At 41.5% G+C, this 25739-nt stretch carries 29 protein-coding genes and 1 other RNA gene; 9 read left to right on the top strand and 21 right to left on the bottom strand.

The annotated features are described in order from the left end of the window. Positions 1–95 precede the first annotated feature (95 nt). The 18 genes from ABD960_RS08770 to ABD960_RS08685 all read right to left on the bottom strand — a co-directional run bounded on the left by ABD960_RS08770 (position 96) and on the right by ABD960_RS08685 (position 14691). Positions 96–542: a hypothetical protein gene (locus ABD960_RS08770; protein ID WP_345330686.1), complete on the bottom strand. Its 447-nt coding sequence runs from the start codon at positions 540–542 to the stop codon at positions 96–98. Continuing rightward, positions 542–1477, bottom strand: coding sequence for a hypothetical protein (locus ABD960_RS08765; RefSeq protein WP_345330684.1), 936 nt, complete (start codon positions 1475–1477; stop codon positions 542–544). The genes ABD960_RS08770 and ABD960_RS08765 overlap by 1 nt, the downstream gene beginning before the upstream one ends. Before the next feature lie 448 nt (positions 1478–1925). Next, positions 1926–2318: a hypothetical protein gene (locus tag ABD960_RS08760; protein WP_345330682.1), complete on the bottom strand. Its 393-nt coding sequence runs from the start codon at positions 2316–2318 to the stop codon at positions 1926–1928. Between the two features lie 355 nt (positions 2319–2673). Next, complete coding sequence (locus tag ABD960_RS08755) at positions 2674–2919, bottom strand: hypothetical protein (RefSeq protein WP_345330680.1); 246 nt, start codon at positions 2917–2919, stop codon at positions 2674–2676. A gap of 103 nt (positions 2920–3022) precedes the next feature. After that, positions 3023–3559, bottom strand: coding sequence for a lysozyme (locus ABD960_RS08750; RefSeq protein ID WP_345330678.1), 537 nt, complete (start codon positions 3557–3559; stop codon positions 3023–3025). Positions 3560–3723: 164 nt separating this feature from the next. Further along, positions 3724–4053, bottom strand: coding sequence for a hypothetical protein (locus ABD960_RS08745; RefSeq protein WP_345330676.1), 330 nt, complete (start codon positions 4051–4053; stop codon positions 3724–3726). A 42-nt stretch (positions 4054–4095) separates the two neighbouring features. Continuing rightward, positions 4096–4356 carry a hypothetical protein gene (locus ABD960_RS08740; RefSeq protein ID WP_345330674.1) on the bottom strand — a complete coding sequence of 87 codons (261 nt, stop codon included), beginning with the start codon at positions 4354–4356 and terminating at the stop codon, positions 4096–4098. A gap of 34 nt (positions 4357–4390) precedes the next feature. Then, positions 4391–4621 carry a hypothetical protein gene (locus tag ABD960_RS08735; RefSeq protein ID WP_345330672.1) on the bottom strand — a complete coding sequence of 77 codons (231 nt, stop codon included), beginning with the start codon at positions 4619–4621 and terminating at the stop codon, positions 4391–4393. A gap of 215 nt (positions 4622–4836) precedes the next feature. Continuing rightward, positions 4837–5034: a hypothetical protein gene (locus tag ABD960_RS08730; protein WP_345330670.1), complete on the bottom strand. Its 198-nt coding sequence runs from the start codon at positions 5032–5034 to the stop codon at positions 4837–4839. A gap of 207 nt (positions 5035–5241) precedes the next feature. Further along, on the bottom strand, positions 5242–6513 hold the full coding sequence (locus ABD960_RS08725; RefSeq protein WP_345330668.1) for a tetratricopeptide repeat protein: 1272 nt from the start codon (positions 6511–6513) through the stop codon (positions 5242–5244). Continuing rightward, a complete protein-coding gene (locus ABD960_RS08720; protein WP_345330666.1) occupies positions 6503–7642 on the bottom strand; it encodes a tetratricopeptide repeat protein in 1140 nt (379 codons plus the stop codon). Before ABD960_RS08720 ends, ABD960_RS08725 begins: the two co-directional genes overlap by 11 nt. A gap of 8 nt (positions 7643–7650) precedes the next feature. Beyond that, positions 7651–10239 carry a DNA gyrase subunit A gene (gene gyrA, locus ABD960_RS08715; protein WP_345330664.1) on the bottom strand — a complete coding sequence of 863 codons (2589 nt, stop codon included), beginning with the start codon at positions 10237–10239 and terminating at the stop codon, positions 7651–7653. A gap of 150 nt (positions 10240–10389) precedes the next feature. Then, entirely contained in the window at positions 10390–10785 is a 396-nt protein-coding gene (locus ABD960_RS08710) for a hypothetical protein (RefSeq protein ID WP_345330662.1), read from the bottom strand. Then, the gene (hemF, locus tag ABD960_RS08705; protein WP_345330660.1) at positions 10782–11696 is read right to left on the bottom strand and encodes an oxygen-dependent coproporphyrinogen oxidase; all 915 of its coding nucleotides are present in this window, start codon (positions 11694–11696) and stop codon (positions 10782–10784) included. The genes ABD960_RS08710 and hemF overlap by 4 nt, the downstream gene beginning before the upstream one ends. Before the next feature lie 56 nt (positions 11697–11752). After that, positions 11753–12982, bottom strand: coding sequence for an MFS transporter (locus tag ABD960_RS08700; protein WP_345330658.1), 1230 nt, complete (start codon positions 12980–12982; stop codon positions 11753–11755). A gap of 103 nt (positions 12983–13085) precedes the next feature. Beyond that, positions 13086–13283 (bottom strand): cold-shock protein, encoded by a 198-nt coding sequence (locus ABD960_RS08695; RefSeq protein ID WP_232175771.1) that lies wholly within the window; start codon positions 13281–13283, stop codon positions 13086–13088. Positions 13284–13416: 133 nt separating this feature from the next. After that, positions 13417–14052 carry a peroxiredoxin gene (locus tag ABD960_RS08690; protein ID WP_345330654.1) on the bottom strand — a complete coding sequence of 212 codons (636 nt, stop codon included), beginning with the start codon at positions 14050–14052 and terminating at the stop codon, positions 13417–13419. Positions 14053–14253: 201 nt separating this feature from the next. Further along, a complete protein-coding gene (locus ABD960_RS08685) occupies positions 14254–14691 on the bottom strand; it encodes an Hsp20/alpha crystallin family protein (protein WP_345330652.1) in 438 nt (145 codons plus the stop codon). Between the two features lie 140 nt (positions 14692–14831). On the opposite strand from ABD960_RS08685, the gene ABD960_RS08680 reads away from it, so the two are divergent. Then, on the top strand, positions 14832–15278 hold the full coding sequence (locus tag ABD960_RS08680) for an acyl-CoA thioesterase (RefSeq protein ID WP_345330650.1): 447 nt from the start codon (positions 14832–14834) through the stop codon (positions 15276–15278). Here the strand turns inward: ABD960_RS08680 and folB are convergent. Further along, a complete protein-coding gene (gene folB, locus ABD960_RS08675; RefSeq protein ID WP_345330648.1) occupies positions 15264–15638 on the bottom strand; it encodes a dihydroneopterin aldolase in 375 nt (124 codons plus the stop codon). The two genes, ABD960_RS08680 and folB, sit on opposite strands and share 15 nt — an antisense overlap. A 204-nt stretch (positions 15639–15842) precedes the next feature. Here folB and ABD960_RS08670 point away from each other — a divergent pair, with 204 nt between their 5' ends. Continuing rightward, positions 15843–17924, top strand: a complete 2082-nt coding sequence (locus ABD960_RS08670; protein ID WP_345330646.1) for a tetratricopeptide repeat-containing sensor histidine kinase — start codon at positions 15843–15845, stop codon at positions 17922–17924. 113 nt (positions 17925–18037) lie between these two features. Beyond that, the gene (locus ABD960_RS08665; RefSeq protein ID WP_345330644.1) at positions 18038–18874 is read left to right on the top strand and encodes a sensor histidine kinase; all 837 of its coding nucleotides are present in this window, start codon (positions 18038–18040) and stop codon (positions 18872–18874) included. On the opposite strand, the gene ABD960_RS08660 is transcribed toward ABD960_RS08665, so the two are convergent. Continuing rightward, a complete protein-coding gene (locus tag ABD960_RS08660; protein ID WP_345330642.1) occupies positions 18871–20235 on the bottom strand; it encodes a GH1 family beta-glucosidase in 1365 nt (454 codons plus the stop codon). The genes ABD960_RS08665 and ABD960_RS08660 overlap by 4 nt on opposite strands. Positions 20236–20528: 293 nt before the next feature. Here ABD960_RS08660 and ABD960_RS08655 point away from each other — a divergent pair, with 293 nt between their 5' ends. The 5 genes from ABD960_RS08655 (at position 20529) to rnpB (ending at position 22920) form a co-directional block, all read left to right on the top strand. Then, positions 20529–20996: a DinB family protein gene (locus tag ABD960_RS08655; RefSeq protein ID WP_345330640.1), complete on the top strand. Its 468-nt coding sequence runs from the start codon at positions 20529–20531 to the stop codon at positions 20994–20996. A gap of 29 nt (positions 20997–21025) precedes the next feature. Beyond that, positions 21026–21442, top strand: coding sequence for a hypothetical protein (locus tag ABD960_RS08650; RefSeq protein ID WP_345330638.1), 417 nt, complete (start codon positions 21026–21028; stop codon positions 21440–21442). After that, positions 21443–22099 (top strand): SCO family protein, encoded by a 657-nt coding sequence (locus ABD960_RS08645; protein WP_345330636.1) that lies wholly within the window; start codon positions 21443–21445, stop codon positions 22097–22099. Further along, the gene (locus ABD960_RS08640) at positions 22096–22515 is read left to right on the top strand and encodes a c-type cytochrome (RefSeq protein ID WP_345330634.1); all 420 of its coding nucleotides are present in this window, start codon (positions 22096–22098) and stop codon (positions 22513–22515) included. The genes ABD960_RS08645 and ABD960_RS08640 overlap by 4 nt, the downstream gene beginning before the upstream one ends. A 31-nt stretch (positions 22516–22546) precedes the next feature. Beyond that, positions 22547–22920: RNase P RNA component class A (gene rnpB / locus ABD960_RS08635), an RNA gene on the top strand. A 92-nt stretch (positions 22921–23012) separates the two neighbouring features. Here the strand turns inward: rnpB and ABD960_RS08630 are convergent. Next, on the bottom strand, positions 23013–23627 hold the full coding sequence (locus ABD960_RS08630) for an outer membrane beta-barrel protein (protein ID WP_345330632.1): 615 nt from the start codon (positions 23625–23627) through the stop codon (positions 23013–23015). 189 nt (positions 23628–23816) lie between these two features. Between ABD960_RS08630 and htpG the strand changes: the two genes are divergently transcribed. After that, entirely contained in the window at positions 23817–25700 is a 1884-nt protein-coding gene (gene htpG, locus ABD960_RS08625; RefSeq protein WP_345330630.1) for a molecular chaperone HtpG, read from the top strand. The last annotated feature ends 39 nt before the right edge of the window (positions 25701–25739 follow it).

Raw genomic sequence — 25739 nt, 5'->3', positions numbered from 1 at the left:
AGCACGGTTTTAAAGCGCACCCAGGAAGAACATCATTTAAAAGATGCCTAAAAGCGGCAATAGATGAAAGGCAATAACTAAATATTTAGTTTGTATTAGCGACGACCTTTTTTAGAAACAGCCATCAAACCGATAAGCAAGGCACCACCAACGCCGACCGGCAACAACCAGGACGGCATTGTATTTTGATTTGCGCCAACTTCAAATTGCACCGGCTTATTACCGCTCAAAACCTGAGCGGCACCTTTGAGCAGTTCGCCCCAGGATTGACCACCGGGGGAAGCGCCTGTAATTGAAGCACCGGCAGTTGCATTTGAAATATATTGCTGATTTGCGGCCAAGCCAGGATTAATTGGCGAGGGCGTATAAACCATATCGGCGGCGGTAGCCTGAGTAGGTTGAGGAAGCAAGGAAACGCCAGTAGTAGCGGCAAGCGCAGTATTGGCAGCACCTAATGCGATTTTACCAACGGATTTGGCACCTTTACCAATTGCTTTACCAACAGAGCCAAGCGCTTTACCTATAGAACCAAAGAAGCCCATTACACAGTTGCTTTAGCGATATCAGCCACAAGTTTATCTTGATGCTTTGATGCCAATTGTTCGGCTTTTTGAACTATTGACGCATCAGTCTTATATGACCACCAAACAAGGTAGTTTTTTGACTGAGCAACCTGATCTCCGTTAAAGGAAACGTCTAATACCAGGTCGTTAAACTGATTTGTAAAGTCAGTAATTAGGAAACTTTGGTCAGCTTCAAAAGCCGCACCGGCATCACCCCAAAGATTTGAGGGCAACTTTGAAAAACTTGCAGTTTTCATGTTAATCAAATCGCCATAATTGAGCGATTCAACATAACGGTCTGAAGAAACGGACATGTTAACGATAACGTTATTCTGAAAATCCGTTTTATCATAATTGATAAAAGCGGTACGGAGAACGTTTGAACCGATTGAAAATTGCTCAGAGGTATTGCCCTGCTGAATATTTTGAGTACGAATGAACGGTATGTATTGTTCATACCCGATAGATTTGAGCGTCTTAAACTCGATATACGAGTTTTGGAGGTAATTAGCATCAGGGAAAACACCCTCTTGCATAGTCACCTCAACAATTAGCTTATCGGTATCTTTTACACGAAGAAAGCCACCAAGCGGAATATTGAAAGCAACGATAGATTTACCGTTACCCAACTTAACCACGTGATCAGTACCGGCGTAAAACGCTTGTTGCTGAATTGTGTTAAGGGTAGAAGCTAAACCGATAACTTTTAAGTTATCCTGTACCAAAACGTGATCTTTACCGTCACGTTGCAGGGTAACCTTAAAATTACATTTTGAGAAATCAACCTTTGAGCAACCCAAGGTTGCATCACCATTGTTAAAGGTTGTTACATTTAAATACGCCTTAACCGAAAAACCGTTGATTGTTTGCGAGGTATAGACGTTATTTTTTTGTTCGGAGTGTTTAACGATCATGTTAAATAGTAGAAAAAGAATTGTTAAAAAATTGTGTTAAGGAAAGATTAAGCGGCAGTTTTGTTCGTGATCTTATTGAACGTTTCAACCAGTTTATCTTTAAAAAAGAATGCAGCTACACCAAGTACAGCTAAAAGAAGCATTTTATTATTGCGACGACGCATAGTAAAAATTTGAAGTAAGTAATTTTTAACAGAGCCTTAAACGACTATTTAGTATTTACCAACGACGGCGGCGGAAGAACCGGCGAGGGCGAAAGAAACCATAACGAGGGCGGGCGTAGTTACGTGAACCGTATGAACGGCGACCATAAGAGCGGCGGCGAGTACCAAACATGCCGAAGAATGCCATAATGTAAATGGGTTAAATTAGTGGATAAATTAATGAAAAGTCTAACCGGTTAGACTGATTGTTCCGTGTTACAAATCTTGGAACAATCAGTCAAGGACTAAGCAGCTTGTGTACTATCAGTAGCAGGAACGGGGAGGAACTCTAAAGCGCCTTTAAACGGCTCGATAGAGGTAAATTCACGATCTATAGCAGCACGTAATACCTCATCCCAGGTAACGCCGTTAGCCATGCCTATAGCAGTTAAACGGCGAAATACATCCATAGGAAGCAGCAATTTAGCATGTTTGAAATTGCCCTTTATAACAGAGCGGCGCAATTTATGCGAAGTAACGTACATAAATTGCTCATCAGGGCTAAAATGAGCGTCTTTAGGCAATATTACAGCGTCGTTAGCGTTTGAGGTAACAGCAACAGCCGGTAAGTCTGCTAATTGTGAAAGATCATTAAGCGTTTGAGATTGTTGGCGGTTCTTTTTGGTTAGGTTTGCCATTGATTTTTTTAATTAGTTTTTTAATTAGGGTAAAGCCCACCTGAGTAACAGCAGATAGGATTAAGCTTATAACGGTAGCCTTAACGGTTCCGAGATCGCTATTTGATAAAACAGTAAAAGGAGGAGCAGAGCCAATAGCGACGTTTTGAACAGTATCGTTAGAGGCTAACTGAGAAATTTGTTTAAGCACTGAGTTTACGAATAGTGCCTTTACGGTGGGTATTTACAATTCTTGCGGCTAAACGGGAGTTAAACCTATACGCCGAGCATTCGGGCACGGTATCAGTAAAACGGCGTTTTTGCTTGCCAACGTAATTACCACAGGGCAAAGCGATAACATACATAATTTGAGGGTTTAAGGTTTTACGTATTGAACATCAAGCGTGTAATTAACACTACGAACCGAAGCAATTTTAGAGAGTTCAGGGTCAGCACCGGGACACAGGTATAACATACCATCAAGCGCAGCCTTAGCACCGGCAGCAGTTGAAAAACGAGAAGCAGCCATACAGGACGTTGTAAACTTAAAAGTAACGCCACCGCTATCTACTGAATTACCGGCTAAAAACAAGGAATGAGCAATTGAAACAACGTAAAACATGTTAGTTTAAATTTAGAGGTTAATAAATAGGTTCATCAAACCATCCACACAGTATGCAAATAAGCGTAGAGGCAGCCCAAATCATTAGGACAGTGAACATAGTTTAGTTTTTAAAGGTTAAAAAAAAAGTACGAGCGAGGAGCAAAGCCCCGACGGCGAGAAATAAAGATGATTTTGGATAGGCTTTAACAAATTCTAAAGCCTCAGCAGCACGACGTTCGACCAAGCCAGTGGAAACAACTTTAACACCATTTTTTGTGGTGTATTTATAAAGCTTGATATGTTCAGCAACTTTATTAACGTCATGCGTAGTATTCCAGGTTGTTAAAACCTTAGCTAAAGAGCCAGTTCCGGCGTTATAACCAAATTTAACGAATACATCATATTGCGACTGATTAAGGGCATGCTTGGAACCCTTATTTACCTGAGTTTCTAAAGGTGCCAAATCGGACGCAAATAGTTCCATGCCTTTAGCCTTATTAATTGTCGCAGTAAGTAAATATTGTTCGTTAGGTCTAATTTGGTGACCGTAACCAATGGAAAACTTTTTAACACCCTTAACTTCGCCGTCAGAGTATGCCTTAGCAGAGAATTGTTCAATTTCGAGCAATTCCGCTATTGCGGAAGAAGATGTTTTCACGAGGTATAAAACGGGAATGTTTTTTGTCGGAAAACTTTAACGAAAGACGAGCCTCATCTTTTAGTTCAGCAAGAGGTATACCCACGTTCGATTTAGGAACAGTGTGTATCTCATCACACAGAGGCGCTATTTTAAGTGGAAACGTGTATTCAACACGTTCGCCGTTATCCGACTTTACGTTTACGGTGTACAGATGATTGCTTATCCAAAGCAATTGCACCCCGACCCTCAATTGTAAGGGTTTTTCTAATACTTGGAGCCTTTTTGACATTTTTAAATAATTCCGAACCGAGTTCGATTAACAAAAACTCACATGATTTTAGTTTGGCACGTAAACGCCTATCCCAAAAGAGAAAGGTAGTAGGTTTGATATTTGGCTTTTGTACGTCATTAAGACGTACCCATTCAATGAGTACATCTTTATAATATTGTTCCAAATAACGCAATAACATACGTTTAGATGCTTTATTAAAAGCGTTTCGCACTATTCCCATAACTGAGATTTTTTAATTTATATAGATAGGTAGAAGAAGTAACTAAATCGTTCGAACAAACGTTGGTTCAAGTTCCATTAAACAGACCTCAGCGTCAAAACCCTGATCTTTTGCCCGTTCTTTAATTTGTTTCCCGATTGAAACGGCTTTTTGTTCGCCGCCAAATTTTGCAGCGTCGGCAGTATCGGCAGTGATTAATTTACCACGCAAAGCGTAATCATAACCATCATCCAATTTAGTACCAACGACCGAACCCGCAGACAGCAAATGACCGTCCACAAGTAAACAGAATAGTTTAGCCATTGTGAAGATTTTAAAGGTTAAAAAAAAATAGAAATTAAGCGGCATTAACCGCAGGAAGATTGTTATTAATATACTCTACAGCGTCAACCAAAGCACGTTCACGGTTCAGGAACTGACATATAAATACATCACCGCCATCTTTAACCACGTATTCAAGCTTAAAGGGAACAGTAGTAAAATAAGATAACAACAAAAAGAAATAAACAGGTTCATTTTTAGGAAAGCACAACCTATAGGAGTGCCTAACATAAATAAGCTTTTGCACTTAGTTTTAGATTTATAGTTTAAATAAATTGAGGTATGAAATCATTAGGCGAAAAACGAGCCAAATATTCACGGGTTCGTCTATTATAGACATTGAAATAATGCCAACCAGGATGTTTTTCATTCAAGAACTTAGAAAAACCATAAAGACCATGAACATAAGTCCATTTTTTAACTTCACCGGTATCGCAAATCACAATACACGAGTAATCATTTTTATGCGGCATTTTTAATACTGTAGAAATAATCCGGCGTTTTGGGGCTGTTTTTCAACACCAATGTATATTCGGAAGTTCGAGCATTTTTAAAAACCGCATAGTCAGCGTGAGCGGCAGAAACCAAATAGTTTTGGCGGCCACTTGGATAAGCCACCAGGCTACCAACTGTTAATTGAGTGAATAAGATTTTGTCCATAATTTTATTTTAAAAGCGTTAATATCACTAAGTATATGAAGTAGCACCAAAAATTTAATAAAAGATTTGGAGCGTATTTTTGAATTTAATAGTTATATAAATGCCAGACATTCAAAGAACTATAAGTGATTTTTTCGTTTTCCTATAATTAATATTATGTTAAATAAAACCAAAATTTAATAGGGCCTTTTCTTCAGGCCCTATTTCTTATTGAAGCGCTTCTATTTGCTTTTGAATTTTGTTGGCGTTAGCTGTATCTTTTTTACCTAAGTAATAGGTTTTAAGATTTGTTAATGCTTCAGGTGATTTTGGATTTAATTCTACAGCTTTATCTAAATAAGGCTTTGCAGCGTCAAATAAACTATTCGCCTTAGCTACTGCAGCTACATATTCTTTTTGTTTGTTAACCGGTAACGCATTGGCTGCATTATAAGCATCAATTGCCGGGTTTACCATTACAAAACCTAAGTTAAGCGCGGCATCAGCATAGTTCGGATCAAGCTCAAGCGCTTTTTTATACATCTCGGCTGATTTGGCGTATGCTTGCTCTTTTTTAGCTAACAATGGCGCCTTAGCAGCCAGGGTTTTAGCTTTCTTGGCATCTTTGTCGGCCATGTCGGCAACCTTGGCATAAGTTATACCGCCATAGTAATATAAAGCTTTGTCTTTAGGGCTATTGGCAATAGCGGCCTCAATTTTTGAAACGGCCTCGGTTTCTTTACCTTGTACAAGGCTTATCTCAATTTCGCGTGAACGTAAGTTAGCGCTTGTCGGGAATTTTTGCACACCTTCTGATACCGTTTTCAAAGCGCTCGCGGTGTCTTTGCTCATCAGGTAGCTGCTTGCCAGGTCGTTATAAATATCCGCTTTTTTGCTGTAGTTGGTAGTTAGCAATTTTTGGTAACCACTTACAGCCATTGGCAAAAATTTGGCATCATCCCTACCCGCGTTTGCTGCTGACAGAGCGGTATAATAAATTGCATTAGTATCTTCCGGTAAAATTTGACGGTAAGTATCAAATGAGGTGTACGCAAGGCTGTATTTACCGGCCTGATAATGTTTCACACCTTGATTTAACGCGTATTGTGCCAGGTAGCGCTCACCGTTATTGATAAGTTCTTTTAATTCTTTGTCGTCGCCTTTTGTGTCAAGCTCTTTAGCTTTTTTTACAGCTTCGGCAGCTGCAGTTTGTAAAGGCGCAGCTGTTGTTTCAACACTATCGCGAGATGCTAAGGCTGCGTAAACTACACCCTTTACCGCATAGGTTAACGGCAAATTTGCAGTTTTTTCGTGCGCAGCTGCTTTATCAATTGCAGTTTTGGCCTCGCCTAAGCTTTTTACCGCTACGGCAGCCATTGCTTCTTTAGTACTTTCATACTTCTGATACTCTTCCTTAGCTTTGTTAAGCTCACCTTTCTGTGCAAAGGCTGTAGTTGTAGCAAGAGCCAGCAAACCAGCCGTTAAAAGTTTAATTTTCATAAGATACTTTATCAGTTAACTGTTTAAGTTTATTGTTTACTTTATTTAATTGCCTTGTGTTTCCTGTGTGCTGATATATTTGCTGCAACAGTTGTAAGCTTTTAACATCAGTCGGTAAAATCTCAGCGGCTTTTTGCAGCCATTTTGATGCATAATAAATATCTTTTAAAACGTCGTCATCTTTCTTATCAATGGCGCTTTTTTTATAATATAACAACCCCAGATTAAAAACCGGATCAAAAGCTACGCTATTTAATTCAATCGCCTGCAAGTAAAGCTCTTCCGCTTTATCATATTTCGAAAGCTGATCGTAACAATTGGCTGCCACAAATATCACATCCGGATTGTTTTTATATTCAGCAATAAGCTTAGGCACCAAAGGTTCTAACGCTTTATAATCTTTTTTGTTATTGTAGATATTTGCTTCATCCATTAACAGGTACTTGTCGCCAGGTAATAAAGTCTTCCCCCTTTTTATGATGTCAAGTGCCCGCGCGGTATCCCCCACCGCCATATTGATATTCGCTGCGGTTTGAATGTATTCGGGCTTGATGTTATTACCATCAATAAGTGAATTATAAAAATTAGCCGCTTGCTGCAGGTTACCCAGTTTGGTGTTTGAGTAAGCCAGGTAGGCATTAAGTGGTTTATACGATGGATCGTAAAAATGCGCACGACTAAAATACTTTTCGGCATTGGTAAAGTCCGACCGGTTCATATAGCTAAAACCGACACGTATAGCCGCGTTTGCCAGACACTGCCTTATAAACTTTAGCTCGTCCGGGTAGCGGTTGATCTTTGGGTGTTTGGACAGTTTGTTGTCTACAAACTCAGCAGTAGTATTAAAAAAGTCTCCGGGTTGGTTTAATTTATTGGTTGTATCTACCTGTAATATAGTGGCATATACCAATCCTCGATAGGTGATTTTCTCGATATTATTTGAATCGCGCCGACTGGTAATTAAACTATCGATAGACTTTTTTGCCCTGCCGAGCCAGTTGATATCCTTTGTTTGCTGAAAAAAACCAAGGCTGTTTGCCACAGTCTTCAGCGCTTCAGATTGACCAAAGGCTAAGGGCGCGGCAAACAGCGCTATCAAAATGGTGAGTATTACTTTACGGCAATGCATCCAAATTATTATTCGTTATCAGTTTCCGGTGCGTCGTTATCAGCGCCGGCTTCCGGTTCTGTATTATCGGTATCAGCCTCAGGATTTACGTTTTCCGTCGTGCTTTCCAATGCGATTGTTTCTTCTTCCGGATCGTGTTCAACTTTCGCAACCGACGCAATTTCATCGGTACCCTTCAGTGTTATCAACCTCACTCCTTGCGTTGCACGGCCCATAACCCTTAATTCGTTTACGGCAATACGTATCACTACGCCAGAACGGTTAATGATCATCAAATCCTCAGCATCAGTAACACCTTTTATGGCAACAAGGTTTCCGGTTTTTTCGGTAATATTAAGTGTTTTTACGCCTTTACCACCGCGGTTGGTAACACGGTAATCATCAATATCAGTACGTTTACCATAACCTTTCTCTGATACAACCAGTACAGTAGTTTCCGGGTTATCAATACTGATCATGCCGATAACCTCGTCATTATCATTATCAAGTGATATACCACGAACACCTGTTGCAGTACGACCCATCGGCCTAACAGTCGACTCGTTGAAGCGTATAGCACGGCCCGATTTAAGCGCCATTACAATTTCGCTGCTTCCGCTGGTAAGGTTTGCCTCAAGCAATGTATCACCCTCGTTTACATTAATGGCATTAATACCATTAGCACGCGGACGGGAATATGCCTCTAACGAAGTTTTTTTGATGGTACCTTTACGGGTACACATAATAATATAGTTATTCTCGAGGTACTCCTGGTCTTTAAGACTGGTAAGCTTAATGTAAGCTTTGATCTTCTCCTCTTTAGGGATATTGATAATATTTTGGAGCGCACGGCCTTTTGAGGTACGTGTACCCTCGGGTATTTCAAAAACACGCAACCAGAAACAACGCCCTGCTTCAGTAAAGAACAGCATGTAGTTGTGGTTTGAGGCCACCAGCAAGTGCTCTATAAAATCCTGATCGCGGCTGTTGCTGCCTATGGAGCCTTTACCACCCCTGCCCTGCGTACGATACTCAGTAAGCGGCGTACGTTTAATGTAGCCCTCATGCGATATAGTGATTACAACATCATCGTCAGAAATAAAGTCTTCTGTCTGCATCTCGGCTGATGAGTGTACCATTTCGGTTTTACGCTCGTCGCCAAATTTCTCCTTAACCTCAAGCAGTTCATCCTTAATGATCTGCATACGCAGGCCTTCATCGGCAAGTACTGATCTTAAGTAGTTGATCTGCTCCATTAATGCAGCATATTCGTCTTTTATCTTATCACGCTCCAGTCCGGTTAAACGGCGCAGGGTCATGTCTAATATCGCACGAGCCTGGATATCGCTCAGTCCGAATTTCTCGATCAAACCTTCGCGGGCCTCATCAGGTGTTGACGATGCACGGATCAGGCGGATAACTTCATCCAGGTGATCAAGGGCGATCAGTAAGCCCTCTAATATATGCGCGCGCTTTTCAGCTTCAGCCAGCTCATATTTTGTACGGCGGATAACTACTTCATGCCTGTGCTCAACAAAATGATGGATCATGTCCTTCAAATTAAGCAACATTGGCCTGCCTTGCACCAGCGCGATGTTGTTTACGCTGAAAGAGGTTTGCAGTGAAGTATATTTATACAAATTGTTTAATACAATAGCCGCGTTGGCATCACGCTTGATCTCGTAAACCACCCGTATACCTTCACGGTTTGATTCATCACGTATAGCCGAAATACCTTCCAGCTTTTTCTCATTGACCAACTCGGCAGTACGTTCAATCATCACCGATTTATTTACCTGGTAAGGTATCTCGGTAACTATAATACGTTCACGATCATTGTTATAAGTTTCGATCTCTGCACGTGCGCGGATAACGATACGGCCACGGCCGGTTTCAAATGCTTGTTTAGCACCTTCGTAACCGTAAATAATACCACCTGTTGGAAAATCCGGGCCTTTGATGTACTGCATCAATTCCGGAACCTCTATCTGGCGGTTATCTATCAGCGCTACTGTAGCATTTACTATCTCGGTAAGGTTATGCGGCGGCATATTGGTTGCCATACCTACGGCAATACCCGACGCACCATTAACCAGCAGGTTGGGTATTTTAGATGGAAGAACGGTTGGCTCCTCCAGTGAGTCGTCAAAGTTTAACTGGTAATCAATAGTATCCTTATTGATATCGGCCAGCATTTCCTCGGCAATTTTTTGCAGCCTCGCCTCGGTATAACGCATGGCCGCCGGTTGATCACCATCTATTGAGCCGTAGTTACCCTGACCTTCAACAAACGGGTAGCGAAGGCTCCAATCCTGCGCCATACGTACCATGGCATCGTAAACTGAGGTATCGCCGTGCGGGTGATACTTACCTAATACCTCACCAACAATACGTGCCGATTTTTTATACGGTTTATTGCTGGCCAAGCCCAGATCAAGCATACCATAAAGTACACGCCTGTGCACAGGTTTTAAACCATCGCGCACATCAGGCAGGGCCCTTGATACGATAACCGACATTGAATAATCAATGTAGGCAGATCGCATCTGTTCATCAATATTAATCGAAATTATACGGTCTTCGCTTTGTGGATTGTCGTTTCCTGTTTCGTCAGCCATTTTATATTATAAAGTAGAAATCTTCTTCAATTCGCTATTGGTGATAGCACCTTAAGCGACCTGCGAAGTTAAGAATTAATATGATTTTTGGCACGTATGTTAGTAAAAACACCTAATGTGCACAATATACTGTAAGGCATAAGGTTACAATTATTTAACCTTTTTCCAATACTCCTCAACAGCTGCCCCGTTTGGCAGCTTACCTTTAAATTTAAGGGTATCGTTACTGATGGTATAGGTGTATGTTATGGTTTTATTTAGTGTTTGCGATGGTTGGCTGCAATAGGTTTGTGTTTCAAGGCAGGTATCGGCTATTAACTGATAGTTCCCTACCTCATATTTCACCGCCTTTTGGCCAGGTTCAAGCACAAAAGCTTCAAAGTCTTTCTTTTTATATTTACGCTGCAGCGTATATTCTGTTGGTGCAACCGATAGCTTTCCGTTAAACATGCCGCCGCAATATTGCCACACACCTTTTAACGATGCCTCGTTGAAAGAGCTACACAGGGCTATCACCCCCATGCAAATTATTAGCCTTTTTATCATTCTGCCCAGTTTACACCTTTTTTTAATAACGATAAGGTCCGCTCTTCATTGCTGCCTGCCGCGGGCGTATGGTTATACACCCATTTAGCGGTTGGCGGCAAGCTCATTAATATGGATTCGATACGCCCATTGGTTTCCAAGCCAAATTTTGTACCGGCATCATAAACCAGATTGAACTCTGCATAACGGCTTCGGCGCAAGTATTGCCAGTGCTGGTGTTCTTCAGTAAATGGTGTGTCGCGGTTGCGTTCAACTAACTCAGTGTAAATCGGGATGAATGAGCGGCCGAGGTTTTTAGAGAATTCAAATATATCTTCCCAACTCACTTCATCATTTGCTGTAAGCCTGTCATAAAATATACCGCCTATGCCGCGGGTTTCATTACGGTGTTTGATGAAGAAATAATCATCAGCCCACTGTTTAAAGCGATGATAATATTCAGGATGACAGGAGTCGCATACCGATTTCAGATAAGCATGAAAATACTGGGCGTCGGCATCAATAACATAATGAGGTGTAAGATCAATCCCACCACCAAACCAACGTAATGGTTGTTTATCCGGATCGCCGGTAGGCATTTCAAAATACCGGATGTTCATGTGAATGATAGGCACCCACGGCTGATTGGGATGAATTACAATAGATACGCCGGTCGCAAAAAAGTCGTCGTTCTCTACCTTTAACGCTTTTTTCATCGTATCAGGCAACTGTCCGTACACCGCCGAAAAATTTACTCCACCCTTCTCAAATATGTTTCCGTTTTGGATAACGCGGGTAATACCGCCGCCGCCGCCGTCGCGTTGCCACTGCTCCTCTTCAAACCGGCTTTTTCCATCTACGGCCTCAAGCGCCAAGCATATCTCGTTTTGTATAATCCGGTAATCCGCCGCTATTTGTTCTTTGCTTATCATTAAGCGCAAAAGTAACTATTTTGTTAATTGAATAAGCATTTAACCAAATTGCCCTTTTAGCTTTCCATATAGTCCAGGTCTTTATCAAAACTCTCTTTTAAACGGCTCAACGCAAAAAGGGACAGGCCGATCAATATAAATAGCATGATATAACCGCTGGTGATACGGCCGTATTGTTTAACCAAGGCATCAAAAGCAAAGTTGATGGGTATCAGCGCACCGCGAACAAAATTGGGTACGGTAGTAGCTACAGTTGAGCGTATGTTGGTGCCAAATTGCTCAGCAGCGATGGTGTTAAAAGTTGCCCAGTAGCCAATGCAAAAGCCTATGATAAAACTCAGCCACATAAATTTATCGGGCGTAATGCCTTTCGCGCTTAAATACACAATTACACTAATGGTTGAGGCTACCTGGAAAATGAGCATGGTAAGTTTGCGCGACCTGGTGATCTGCGACAGTATACCAGCAAAGATATCCCCGATTGAAAGGCCGATATAAGTGAACATTACACCGGTTGCGGCACTTAGCGGCTCGGTAGCGCCAAGCTCTTTACCAAACTCGGGCGCCTGGGTTATTAATATGCCTACCACATACCACAACGGCGCGCCGATCAATATACAGCAGATGTATTTAAAAAATCGTTTGCGATCATTAAAAAGCATGAGCAGGTTACCTTTTGATACGGCGCTTTGTTCGGCCCTTTTGTACATGCCCGATTCAAAGGTGCCCATGCGCAGCAGCAACAGTAAAAAGCCAAGCCCGCCGCCGGTAAAGTATGCTGTGCGCCAATCCTCCTTACCAACCAATGATGCCACCACCGCGCCAAACAAACCAATAGCCGCTACTATGGTAGTGCCATAGCCGCGTTTCTCTTTACTAAGTGTTTCGGTTACCAGCGTAATACCTGCGCCAAGCTCTCCTGCCAAACCAATGCCGGCTATAAAACGGATAACGGCATAGGTATTAACATCGTGCACAAAGCCGTTGGCAATGTTGGCCAGCGAATACAATAGTATGGAGCCAAAAAGCACTTTTATGCGCCCAAATTTATCGCCGATAACGCCCCACATAAGCCCGCCAAGTAATAAACCAAACATCTGCATGTTAATGATGAACACGCCGTCGGGCTGTATATCCGCGTCAGACACGCCGATATCTTTAAGGCTCTGCGTACGTACAATTGAAAATATGATCAGGTCATACAAATCAACAAAGTAGCCCAGGGCGGCCACGAGTACCAGGAATACTACATTGCGCTTTTGCTTGCGCGAAATATCATCGCTCATTAAAATTTAAATTGGTGTGTTTTTGAACCGTAAACATAAAATTTTTTACATAAAAAAACCTCTGTAGCACATACAGAGGTTTCAATTATAAAAGGGTATTTGTTTATACTTTTTTTACGTTGACTGCCTGTGGGCCTTTTTTACCGTCTTCCACTTCATACTCCACTGAATCATTATCCTTGATAGCATTTACACCGCCCTGAACATCCTTAAAATGCACAAAAAGATCTTTACCTTCTTCGGTTATAATAAAACCGTAGCCTTTTTGCGTATTGAACCATTTTACTTTTCCAGTTTTCATATTAATTTCGTATTAAGTTATAGTGGACAAGAATTATTACTAAAACCAAACTGAATATAAAACGGATTGATAATCAGAGCGGAATAGACAAATCTATCTCCTCAAATATAAAAAATTATTAATCCAAATAAAATTATTTATTTGGCTGCGGAGTTAACCGTAAATATGGTTTTACCTCGGTGTAACCTTTCGGGAATCTGGCAGGGATATCCTCTGTTTTAATAGCGGGTACCACTACTACGTCCTCCCCTTCTTTCCAGTCGGCCGGCGTGGCTACGCTGTAGTTTGCCGTTAATTGCAAGGAGTCTATCACACGTAATATTTCCTGAAAGTTTCGGCCGGTTGATGCAGGGTAAGTGATGATCAGTTTAATAGTTTTATCGGGCGCGATGATGAACAGCGAACGCACGGTAGCCGTTAACGAAGCATTGGGGTGAATCATATCATATGCCTCCGCAATCTCCCGGCTTTCATCTGCTATTATCGGGAAGTTCACCTCAACATTTTGTGTTTCGTTGATATCGTTTATCCATCCTTTGTGCGACTCTACACCGTCAACACTCAGCGCGATCACCTTTACATTGCGCTTGTCAAACTCTTGTTTTAGTGAAGCTGTGCGGCCAAGTTCGGTAGTACAAACAGGTGTATAATCAGCAGGATGCGAAAAAAGCACGCCCCAGCTATCGCCTAAATATTCGTAAAAATCTATCTCTCCTTCTGATGTTTGCGCTTTAAAGTTCGGCGCTTTATCTCCTAGTCGTAAACTCATGGTATGTTGTTTTTAATGGTTAACCATAGCTAAGGTATAGCGATTTAAATTAAATATCTACAAAATTAATAGATTTTTTTCCGGCGTTTCAACATAATGGCATTATCGTGACCGGCAGCTTGAGACAAGGCAAAAAAAGAGAGCCGCCCTGTAAGGCAGCCCTCCCATTAAACCAACTCTATTATGAAAAACAAAACTTACTTATTTTATAACAATCTCTCTTGATTGTACTTTGGCTTCCTCTTTCTTAGCAACGCTAAGTTTCAGGATACCGTCGGTATAATCAGCTTCGATGCGAGACTGATCTGCCGATTCAGGCAGGGTGAATGAGCGTACAAAAGAATTGTAGCTGTATTCGCGCTTGCTGTATTTTTTACCCTCGTCAACGTTCTCTGTTTTCTTTTCAGCAGAAATGCTCAACACATTTTTATCAAGATTGATCTTGAAATCTTCTTTCTTTAAGCCTGGTACGGCTAATTCAATATGAAATTCGTTTTCAGTTTCAGCAATGTTTACTGCCGGAACACGAGACGCTAAACGGTCGCTTACAAATGAATCATTCAAAAATGAATCGAACACATCGCTGAAAAACGGGCTTACCGAACGGTTTCTGTTGTTGCCAAATTTTACTAAAGTCATTTTTATATCCTCCTAATGTTTTTATATTTTAAATGCTAACTTCGTCGCAACATGTTCAACTGTTGTACCAATGCTTTTTGAGCATATTTCTCGCGACAAAATGTCGTTAAATATTTTTATACGCTGACTTTTTGACACTAATGGCTGAAAATCTTTCATATTATCGATTTAAAACCGATATACCTATCCGCTTTTCTGATCTCGACGCTTACGGCCATGTTAACAATGCGGTATATCTTACTTACTTCGAAATAGCCCGTTCAAATTATTGGAGGGAAGCAATTGGATGGGACCAGAAAAAGGTGGGCGTAATCTTGGGTCGGTCTGAAATAAATTATTTAAAGCCCTTAACGCTTGAAGACAAAATATCTTGCTACGTACGCACCACGCGGATTGGAAACAGCAGTTTTGATATGATGCACGTGTTGGTTAAGCACACGCCAAATGGTGAGGAAATTTGCACTACCGGCAAAACCGTTTGCATTAGTTATGATTATGGCGCTAATAAATCAACCCCTATACCCATAAGCGAACGGCAGCGCATGATTGAGTACGACGAGCCGCCACTGATATTAAATACCAATTGATTTTTTAGCCGCCTGATAATTTACGTTTACGGCAGAATATGCAACTGTACCGCCTAACGGTGGATTGAGCTTTTTAAGTATAACATCTAATTCTGTTATGTAAGGATAGCCGTTTTTAATGCGCTTCATTATTGCGTGCGCAACGGTTTCAATTAATTTACGGGGAGTAGCCATTTCTTCTTTACAGATAGTATATATAGCTTGATAGTCAACCGTTTGCGGTAATTCATCATTAAGTTCTCCTTGGGGTTCAAAGGTTACGGTAATATCTATAAGGTATCGCCCCCCTATTAATTGTTCTTCGGGATAAAAACCGTGATAAGCAAAAAATTCTGCATTGTTTAAACGTACCGTTATCATGCTGCGAAAATAGGCATTGTTTCAGCTAAGTAAAATAAAGCAGCACATAAACGTGCGTGGCCCTATTTAATGCATTAAATTATTAGTTAGTATTTTAATGTTTGCATTAACAGTAAATGTAAATACATTATATTTGTTACAACTATTGTTTGCATCCCCTTGAGTTTTTTCGCCAACCAATGTCAACCTAAATCGCGCTGCAGCTTGCTGTGGCTATGTTTTGCCGCGTTGTTTATTATTTGGTCGTGCAAACCCAAACAAAAAAAGGGAGACGAAAGGTTCTCGCCTGAGTTCACTAAAATATTAAAGCACGGCACCGCTTTACTCGAAAACCATAAAAACGAGGAAGGCTTAAGGTATATTGATTCCGGGTTTAACACCGTCGCGTCGCCAACTACCGGCGATTATGTTCGCCGGCATGGCTTGCATTACATGGTTTTGCGTCGCGGTATGGGCGAAATTGAAAAAAGCCTGGTTTACGCCGACAGCATGGTTTACTATGCCACCCGAAACAAGAAAGATAAATATTATGCTGAAAACCTGGCTGAAGCCAGTTTTTCAAAAGGTGATGCGCTGTTTGACCTGAAGCGGTATGACGAATCGTACCAACAATATTACGAGGCATATCTTATCGGGCAAAATACGCTTAACCGGGTAATGTTGAGCGAATTCACCTATCGTATGGCACTGATAATGTTCAGGCAGGGCAATTACGAGCTCTCAAAAAAATATTTTAAGGAGAGCTATAGCCAAAGTTACGATAACAATGAGTTCCTGATGTTTTACCGGCGGCAGGAAGTACTGGATAATATCGGCCTGTGTTATAAAAAACTTTATCAAAACGATACCGCGCTTTACTATTTTCAAAAAGCCCTTAAGTTTATTAACGATAACGAACCGCGTTTTAAAAAGAGTATACCGCAACCCGTTTACCGGCAGCAGGTAACGGGCGATCATTTCGATATCGCCCGCGGGGTGGTTTATGGGAATATCGCTGAAATATACCAGCGCCAGGGCCGGTATGCTGAGGCTGCAGATTTATTGAAAAAAAGCATAGCCATTAACCTGCGCAAAGGCAATGATAATAATGACGGGCAGCTAACGGAAATTAAACTGGCCAAACTATGGCTGGAGCGTAACCAGATCGATTCGCTTAAGCAAATACTCGATGATATACGGTCGCAATTTGATACGTTACGGAATGAGGAAGCTGTTGCGGACTGGAACAACCTGATGGCGCAGTATTACCTGCGTAAACGCGATTTTGAGAAAGCCGCTAACTTTTTACTGGTATACGATGAAAAAAAGGACTCGCTAAACAAAAAATTAAGTGATTTAATAGCGAGCGACGTAACTAAGCAGGTTGCCAGTTATGAAAGCCAGCGAAAAATTGAGTTGTTAAGCAGCAACAATAAGGTGCAGCGTATATACCTGGTAACTGCCGTTGTAATCGGAATTTTATTACTATCCATCATCATATTGGTTTACCGTAACTGGAAGCGGTCGCGAACGGCATACCAGGTGGTTAACAATCTAAACGAGCAGATAAACGAACAGAATTCGGTACTGGCCAAAGCGCTCACCGAGCTCAATATAAACAGTAGGGAAAAAGACAGGATTTTGCGCACCGTTGCGCATGACCTTCGTAACCCTATCGGCGGTATAGCATCATTAACCACCGCCATGATTGATGACGCGGGGCTTACCCACGAGCAGCAGGATCTGATTAACTTGATTAAGGATACCTCATACAACACGCTTGAGCTGATCAACGAGATTATGGAGATAGCCAACAACAACAACGCGCCGTTGCGCATGGAAAATGTGGAAATAAACTCGTTGGTAAGCAATAGTGTTGAGCTGCTCCGCTTTAAAGCCGCAGAGAAACAACAGCGCATTGAGATGGAGCTGTTGCCAAACGAAAAAGAACTTTACATAAGCCGCGAAAAAATATGGCGTGTTATTAGCAACCTGATTAGTAATGCTATAAAATTCAGTCAGTTTGGATCAATTATTAACGTACGGGTGATTGAAGATACTGAAGGTGTGCGAATAGCGGTGAATGATCGTGGTATCGGCATACCTGATAAATTAAAAAGCCAGATATTCAACATGTTCACTGATGCTAAACGCCCGGGCACCGGTGGCGAGAAATCTTTCGGCTTAGGGCTATCTATCTGCAAACAAATAGTTGAGAAACATAATGGCCGTATCTGGTTTGAAAGCAGCGCCGAAAATGGCACCACCTTCTACGTCAAACTTTTAAATACTTCTTCGGCTGCGTAAAATTTATTTGTAAACTGTACGTTTTGTAAATACAAATTAAACCTTAACAAGAGGTTTAACGTATACCCGGCTACACACTGCTTATAAATTATTTTTTTTCAATCCGTGGCTCTATGGAATCAATTTTCAGCAACCGGTTTTCGGCTTTCAATACTCCCGAAAATAACTTTGAGCATGATGGTGATTCCATTTCAATGAGTTACGGCTCGCCGCAACAAAGCGATGGGGTTAATTTTTCCGCTGAGCAAATTCCATCAAAAAAATCGATTGATTATGGCCGGTCTAAAAAAGAGTTGTATGCCATTGCTCACGATCTGAAAAACCCCTTAGCTACCATCATAACCTTAACCGAATTGGTTTTGCGTAAGGGACAGTTAACTGACGAGATAAAGGAATATATAGATCATATACGCCGTATATCCGCTCATTCGTTAGAGTTTACGGAAGATGTGATCTACTCCGCAAACCTCAACCCTGCCGATGAAGCTTCAATGCTACATGATGTAAACGATTTGGTATATACCGTTATGTGCGACATGAAGTACATGGCAAACAACAAGCAGCAAACCGTTATCTTCAGGCCCTCGACTGCTGACGCGTCTGCTAAGATAAACCGGTCGCAAATAGTACGCGTGGTAAGCAATGTTATTGGCAACGCTATTAAATTTACCCCGGCGGGCAAAAATATACGTATAGCTGTTGATGTAGTTGATGGCCAAGTTCAGTTCAGCATTGAAGACGAAGGTATTGGTATACCCCTCACCCTGCATTCAAAAGTATTTGATGCATTTACCGACGCAAAAAGGCATGGCACAAACGGCGAGGCTTCGTCCGGGTTAGGGTTATCCATATGTAAACAGATAGTTGAAAATCATGGCGGCCAAATATGGTTTGAAACCAAGCCTGCTAATGGTTCTGTATTTTATGTTAAGCTTCCAAAAAGCGTTTAAACCGTATCGTTTAAAAATTTAGCATACCATTTTCCGGAATCTTTAACAGTGCGTTTTTGGGTTTCAAAGTCAATATGTATCAACCCAAAGCGGGGATGGTAACCTTCGGCCCATTCAAAGTTGTCTGTTAGCGTCCACACAAAATAACCATCAACTTTTAGGCCTTCGTTTTTTGCGCGCAACACCTGTTGCAGGTGTGTTTGCAGATAGTCGACGCGTTTAACGTCATGCACCGCTTCCTGTTCAACCTTGTCCGGAAAAGCGGCTCCATTTTCAGTAATAATTAACTTGCGAATGTTTTTATAAGCGTTGAACTTTTTAATTACCTCGTATATCGCCGGTGGATAAACTTCCCAACGCATATCCGTTAGCGGTACTCCCCTGTTCTCTGCCTTAACAAGCCTTGCGCTGATGTACGGCGTAAAAAACGAATACTTCACAATTTCGCGGGTATAGTTTTGAATACCGATAAAATCAAAATCAAAGCTCATGCTGTCTTCATCGCCGGGATGAAAATATTTTCGTAATTTTTTGAGCACCGGTAAGTCGTCCATCGGATATCCTAAGCCAAGTATTGGCTCAATAAATAAACGGTTTATGAGCGCGTCAGCACGTTTTGCGGCGCTAATGTTACGCGGATGAGCTGAGTATGGCTCGATGTGGGAGCATGAAAAGGTTGTACCAATTATTGCCTCTTTACACTTTTCCCGCACTATTTTCGCGCCTGCAACAATAGCCAGCACGGCATGATGGATAGCCGGCAAAAAATTCCCTAAGCCGGTGCGACCCGGAGCATGTATTCCCAAAAAATAGCCCGCGCCGGTAAAAACGGCAGGCTCGTTCATCACCATCCAATATTTAACACGGTCGCCAAAATTTTCAGCACAAATATTTACATACGCGCTGAACCAGTCAACAACTTCCCGGTTTGTCCAGCCGCCTTTATCTTCAAGCGCTTGCGGTAAATCCCAATGATAAAGGGTAACCCAGGGCTCAACCCCTACGTGTAAGCAATAATTAATTACCTGGTTATAATGGTCAATACCTTGTTGATTTATGGTGCCAGTACCATTGGGTAATATACGTGTCCAGGCTATAGAGAAACGAAAGTTGGGAATATTTAGTTGCTTAACTAAGTCGATATCCTGTTTATAACTGCTGTAAAAATCGCAGGCGGTATGTGCATTGTCGCCATTTAGTATCTTGCCTTTTCGGGTAGTGAATTTATCCCATATGGATTCACCCTTGCCATCGGCCGAACAGGAACCCTCTGTTTGGAATGCAGCCGTTGATACCCCCCATTTAAAATAGTTGCCGAAAGAACGGCGCAACAATTGGTTACTTTTGATAGATGCCTCCATTATTTTGAGCCTAAAAGCAGCCCAAAATGTGCATTTAAATTGTATTTAACAAGCAACGGCTGCGTATTAATGAATGAAGGTAGAACGCATACTTTTTAAAAAGAACCATTCTCGTAATTGATCAATCAGATAATTAACAAATTTCAGCGCTTTCATAATTGGAAGTTTTGATGATAATAAAATTAACCTCCTACTGTCAACTCCGTGTACAATTTGTGTTATCAGATTGTTAATTAGCCAAATACTGACATTACTACAACCAGCAAAACGCATCATCAAGTTAAATTTGCAGCATGTCTATTCTAAAAAAACATTTCAGCAAACTTTTTGAGTACGATTGTGAGAGCAACGAGAAATTCATCCATTTACTTAATAAGCCGGACGCGCCGCCGCAGGCCATAAAATTAATGGCACACCTGTTAATGACGCAGCACACCTGGTTAAACCGTTGTAAAGGACTGGAAAATCCACCCGATCTGCAGGTGTGGCCCGGCTGGAAACCGGTCGTTTTTATGCCAACACTGACACAAAACCACGACGACTGGACCGTTTTTTTGGCGAATGTTAAGGATGATGAATGGCTAAGAATCATCAACTATAAAACCACGCAGGGGGTGCCCCATGCCGACCCTTTGATGGACATTGTTACGCATGTAATCAATCATGGCACGCACCACCGCGCGCAGATTGGCCAGTTACTTAAAGCGCAGACCGGTATGCAACTGCCCGTTACAGATTATATCGCTTTTATCAGACAATAAGTTGCCTATATTTGCAGCACTTAGATTATATGAAGAAGATCATCTATTTACTGCTTTTCCCGCTAATTTTAACAGCCTGCGATAGCGAAGCGGACAACAAAGCGCAGGAGCGTAAATTATTTGACGAGGTAATAAGCATACATAATGAAGTGATGAATTATGAGGGCATGATACTCGAAAACAAAGCTAAATTGGATACGCTGGCTAAAATGCTGAAAGATAAATCACTTCAGGATTCGGTGCTTACGCTAAGTGAAAATTTGCAGCAGGCTGATGCCGCGATGAGCGAATGGATGCATCAGTTTGAACCGGATTATTCGCAAAAAACTCATAAAGAGGCCATTAAATACCTTGCAGATCAAAAGGCAAGCATTACTCAGATTGATTCGGTTACCAAGAAAGCCATTAAAGCATCATGGCAGTTTCTTTCAAACCATAAACAGTAAATGAACAAATATTTTATAGCGATTGTAGCCACGGCTCTATTTTTTTCAGCTTGTAAGTTTAATGATGGTAAAACCGGTAAAGCCTTACCTATTTACGGAGAACGCGAAGCCGTTACCAAAACTGTGGACGGTAAACAGGTAGCCGATACGGTTTATCACACCATTCCATCATTCAGTTTTGTAAACCAGTATGGTGACAGCGTAACCAATAAAAGTTTGGACGGTAAAATTTACGTAGCCGATTTCTTTTTTACCACCTGCCCTTCAATATGCCCGGTAATGCACCGTAATATGCTGAACGTTTACAAGGCTTTTAAGGACGCGAGAGATGTAAATATCATCTCCATGACGATTGACCCGAAATACGATAGCGTACCGGTATTAAAAAAATATGCCGACGCGCTTAATATTCACGGCAATATGTGGTGGCTGGTTCAGGGCAAAAAAGAAGAAACTTACAATCTTGCAAAAAGCTATTTGGTTACTACTCCCCGAGAGGATGAAAAAGAGAAATTCATACACGACGGGTATTTTATATTGATAGACAAGCAGAAACGCATCAGGGGATCATATATCGGTACGGATGAGAAGGAAGTTGCCAAACTGATTGAGGATATTAAAATACTGCGTGCAGAGCCTGATCAGCAAGTTAAATGAAAAAAGCTGTTGCAGTTTTTATACCGCTATTGGCCATTATAGTTATAGCTATATCATGTCAAAACCAGGATCAGTTGGAATATGCGCGATACTATACCAGCGGTAAACTTATCTATCAGCAAAAGTGCCAAAACTGCCATGGTAGTAAAGGCGAAGGCTTGTCTGCACTCATACCACCACTAACTGATACAACTTACTTAAAGCAAAACAAAGCCAGACTGGCTTGTTTTGTGCAAAACGGAATAAGTGGTTTCATCCGCGTGTCGGGCAAGATGTATGACAATAAGATGCCACCATCGGGCCTTAGTCCTATCGAGATTGCGCAGGTTTTAACCTACGCAGGCAATTCATTTGGTAATAAAATGGGGTTGATAGATGTAAAGCAGATAGAACGCCACCTTAAAAAATGCGATTAACGCAGGCATAATTTAAAAAGCTTATCTTTGCAAAGCAAAACGTTCTATCGCTTCGTGTTTACGCGGGGAGGAAAGTCCGGGCAACGCAGAGCATCCTGCTTCCTAACGGGAAGGCACCGACAGCCGGTGACAGCAAGTGCCACAGAGAATATACCGCCCGTAGGGTAAGGGTGAAAACGTGAGGTAAGAGCTCACGGCTTTTCCGGGCGACCGGAATCGCGGTAAACCTCAGGAGTTGAAAGACCAAATAGGTCCTGATAAGTGAAGTTGCTCGCTTCCGCACCGGCGATAGCCGGTCATCAGGATGGGTAGGTTGCTAAGAGCTTGTTAGCAATAGCAAGCCCAGATTAATGATAGAAGCCGTAAATTACGGAACAGAACCCGGCTTACACTTTTGCTGCTGATATAACCCCTTTCGTGTAAAGGGGTTTTTTATTTAAACGAATCTAAAACAGAAAAGCGCCTTGACGGGCGCTTTTCTTACGTTGTATCAATTACTACATCGAAAATATCTTATAAGCCAGCGTGAGGTTAAATAGGTTGATACGGGCTTTTGAATTACCTTCGTTGTAAGTTTGTTTGGTTAAACCGTACTCGTAGCGGAGATCTATTGACAGATCGCGGATATCAACACCCGCGCCCAACTGCCAGGCAAAGTTTTGGTTTTTTACGTCTGTTAAGGTAACCGCGTTGCCTACAGCGTTGCCAAAGCTTTGATCATCATTAATTTTGAACGAGATAAGCGGACCGGTGTAAAAACGACCGCCAAAGCCAAATGCGCCCACCTTTGTACCTACTAACAGAGGAACATCAATACTGGTAAATTTAACGTTGTTTACCGCGGTAACCCCGCCAACTTCCTGCTCAATTTTAACATTTTTACCGGTTAAATAAAGTTCTGGTTGAAAATGGAAGCCAAGGCCACCTACCCTGGCCCAAAAACCACCAAGGTAACCGGCACGGTTAGCGCCATCAAAATTATTATTTGAAAAGCTGAAGCTTGACAGGTTGACACCCGCTTTAGCGCCAAACTGAAAATTAGGTATAAGCTGTGCCGAAGCAAAATGGGTGACACCAAAAATGAATGCCGCTATTAAAGTAAATTTTTTCATGAGAGGTTTTATTTGTTTAACAAAGTGATTGAAAATTTGTGCTAAGTAACAGCAAATACATGAAAAATGTGTGATGTTTTATTAAAACCACTAATCAACACTGCCAATTTGACAACCAAACCAACTTTGGAACGGGCATTGACATTTGCCGGATACCGATCATTATTAAAATTATAACATTATAGAATTATGCAAGAAAAAGGCACAATTTCAATCCACACCGAGAACATCTTCCCGATAATTAAAAAGTTTCTGTACTCGGATAACGAAATATTTTTGCGCGAGTTGGTATCTAACGCGGTTGACGCTACACAAAAGCTGAAACGCCTTTCGTCATTAGGCCAATACAATGGCCCGGTTGATGATCTGCGTGTTGAGGTTGCATTTGATAAAGATGCCAAAACCATCACTATATCTGATAATGGTATCGGCATGACGGCCGAGGAGATCAAGAAGTACATCAACCAGATCGCATTCTCGGGCGCTACCGAATTTATGGAGAAATTCAAGGAAGCCAAAGATGCCAACGAGATCATTGGTCGTTTTGGCTTGGGCTTCTATTCGGCATTTATGGTAGCTGATAAGGTGGAAATACAAACCTTGTCATACCAGGATGGCGCAAAACCGGCTTTCTGGGTTTGCGATGGCAGTACCGAGTTTGAAATTGGCGATGGCGTATTAGAAGAACGAGGTACGGAAATCACGCTATATATCAACAGCGAATCTGAGGAATTTTTAGACAAATACAAGCTTCAGCAGATACTGGATAAATACTGCAAATTTTTACCTGTGCCAATTAAATTTGGCACTAACGAGCAGGAAGAAGAAGACGGTGTTGACGATGAAGGCAAACCAAAGTACAAAACCGTCGAGGTTGATAATATCATCAATGATACCAACCCGATCTGGACAAAAGCACCTAATGAGTTAAAGGATGAAGATTACCTGAAATTCTACAAAGAGCTTTATCCGTTCTCAGAAGATCCGCTTTTCTGGATACACCTGAACGTTGATTATCCGTTCAACCTAACCGGTGTATTATACTTCCCTAAGCTTAAAAACGATTTTGAAATACAGCGTAACAAGATCAAATTATTCTCGCGCCAGGTATTTATTACCGATGAGGTAAAGGATATCGTTCCGGAATTTTTGATGCTGCTCCATGGTGTTATTGATTCGCCGGATATTCCGCTTAACGTATCGCGAAGCTTTTTACAGGCCGACAGCAACGTTAAAAAAATCAATAACTACATCACCAAAAAAGTTGCTGATAAGCTGACCGAAATCTTTAAACAAGACCGCAAAGCCTACGAAGAAAAATGGAGCGACATTGGCCTATTTGTTAAATATGGTTTTGTTAGCGAAGAAAAATTCTACGAAAAGGCTAAAGACTTTGTATTGTTAAGCAACACTAACAACGAAAACTTTACGCTGAACGAGTATAAAGAAAAGGTAGAAGCCACCCAAACCGATAAAGACGGCCTACTGGTATACATTTATACGAATGATGCTGCCAAGCAGGATTCATTCATACAATCAGCCAATAAAAAAGGTTATGATGTGTTGCTGATGAACTCGCCTATCGATAATCACTTCATCAGTCACCTGGAGCAAAAATTGGAGAAAACATCGCTTAAACGTGTGGATGCCGACGTTGCCGATAAACTGATTAAAAAAGATGATGCGCCGGAAACCGTATTGACGGAAGATCAAACAACAAAGGTTAAGGATATCTTTACTAAAGCCATTAACAAACCGGCTTACCGTGTAGAACTGGAAAGCCTTAGCCCTGACGAATTGCCGGTAACTGTTACGATGGATGAATTTATGCGCCGCATGAAAGATATGGCAGCTATGGGCGGCGGTATGGGCTTTTATGGCAACATGCCTGATAACTATAAGGTTATTGTAAACGGCAACCATAAATTGATCAGCCGTATTTTGGAAGCCGATAATGATGATACACAATCGCAACTGGCAAAACAGGCCTTTGATTTGGCGCTGCTCTCTCAAGGTTTATTAACCGGTCCGGAACTTACAGAATTTGTTAACCGCAGCGTTAATTTGATATAAGTTACCGCTGTGATTTTATAGAGGCCGTTTCATCAGTAA

The sequence above is a fragment of the Mucilaginibacter defluvii genome (assembly GCF_039543225.1).
Lineage (GTDB): Bacteria > Bacteroidota > Bacteroidia > Sphingobacteriales > Sphingobacteriaceae > Mucilaginibacter > Mucilaginibacter defluvii.
This window is presented reverse-complemented; position numbering and strand designations above follow the sequence as displayed.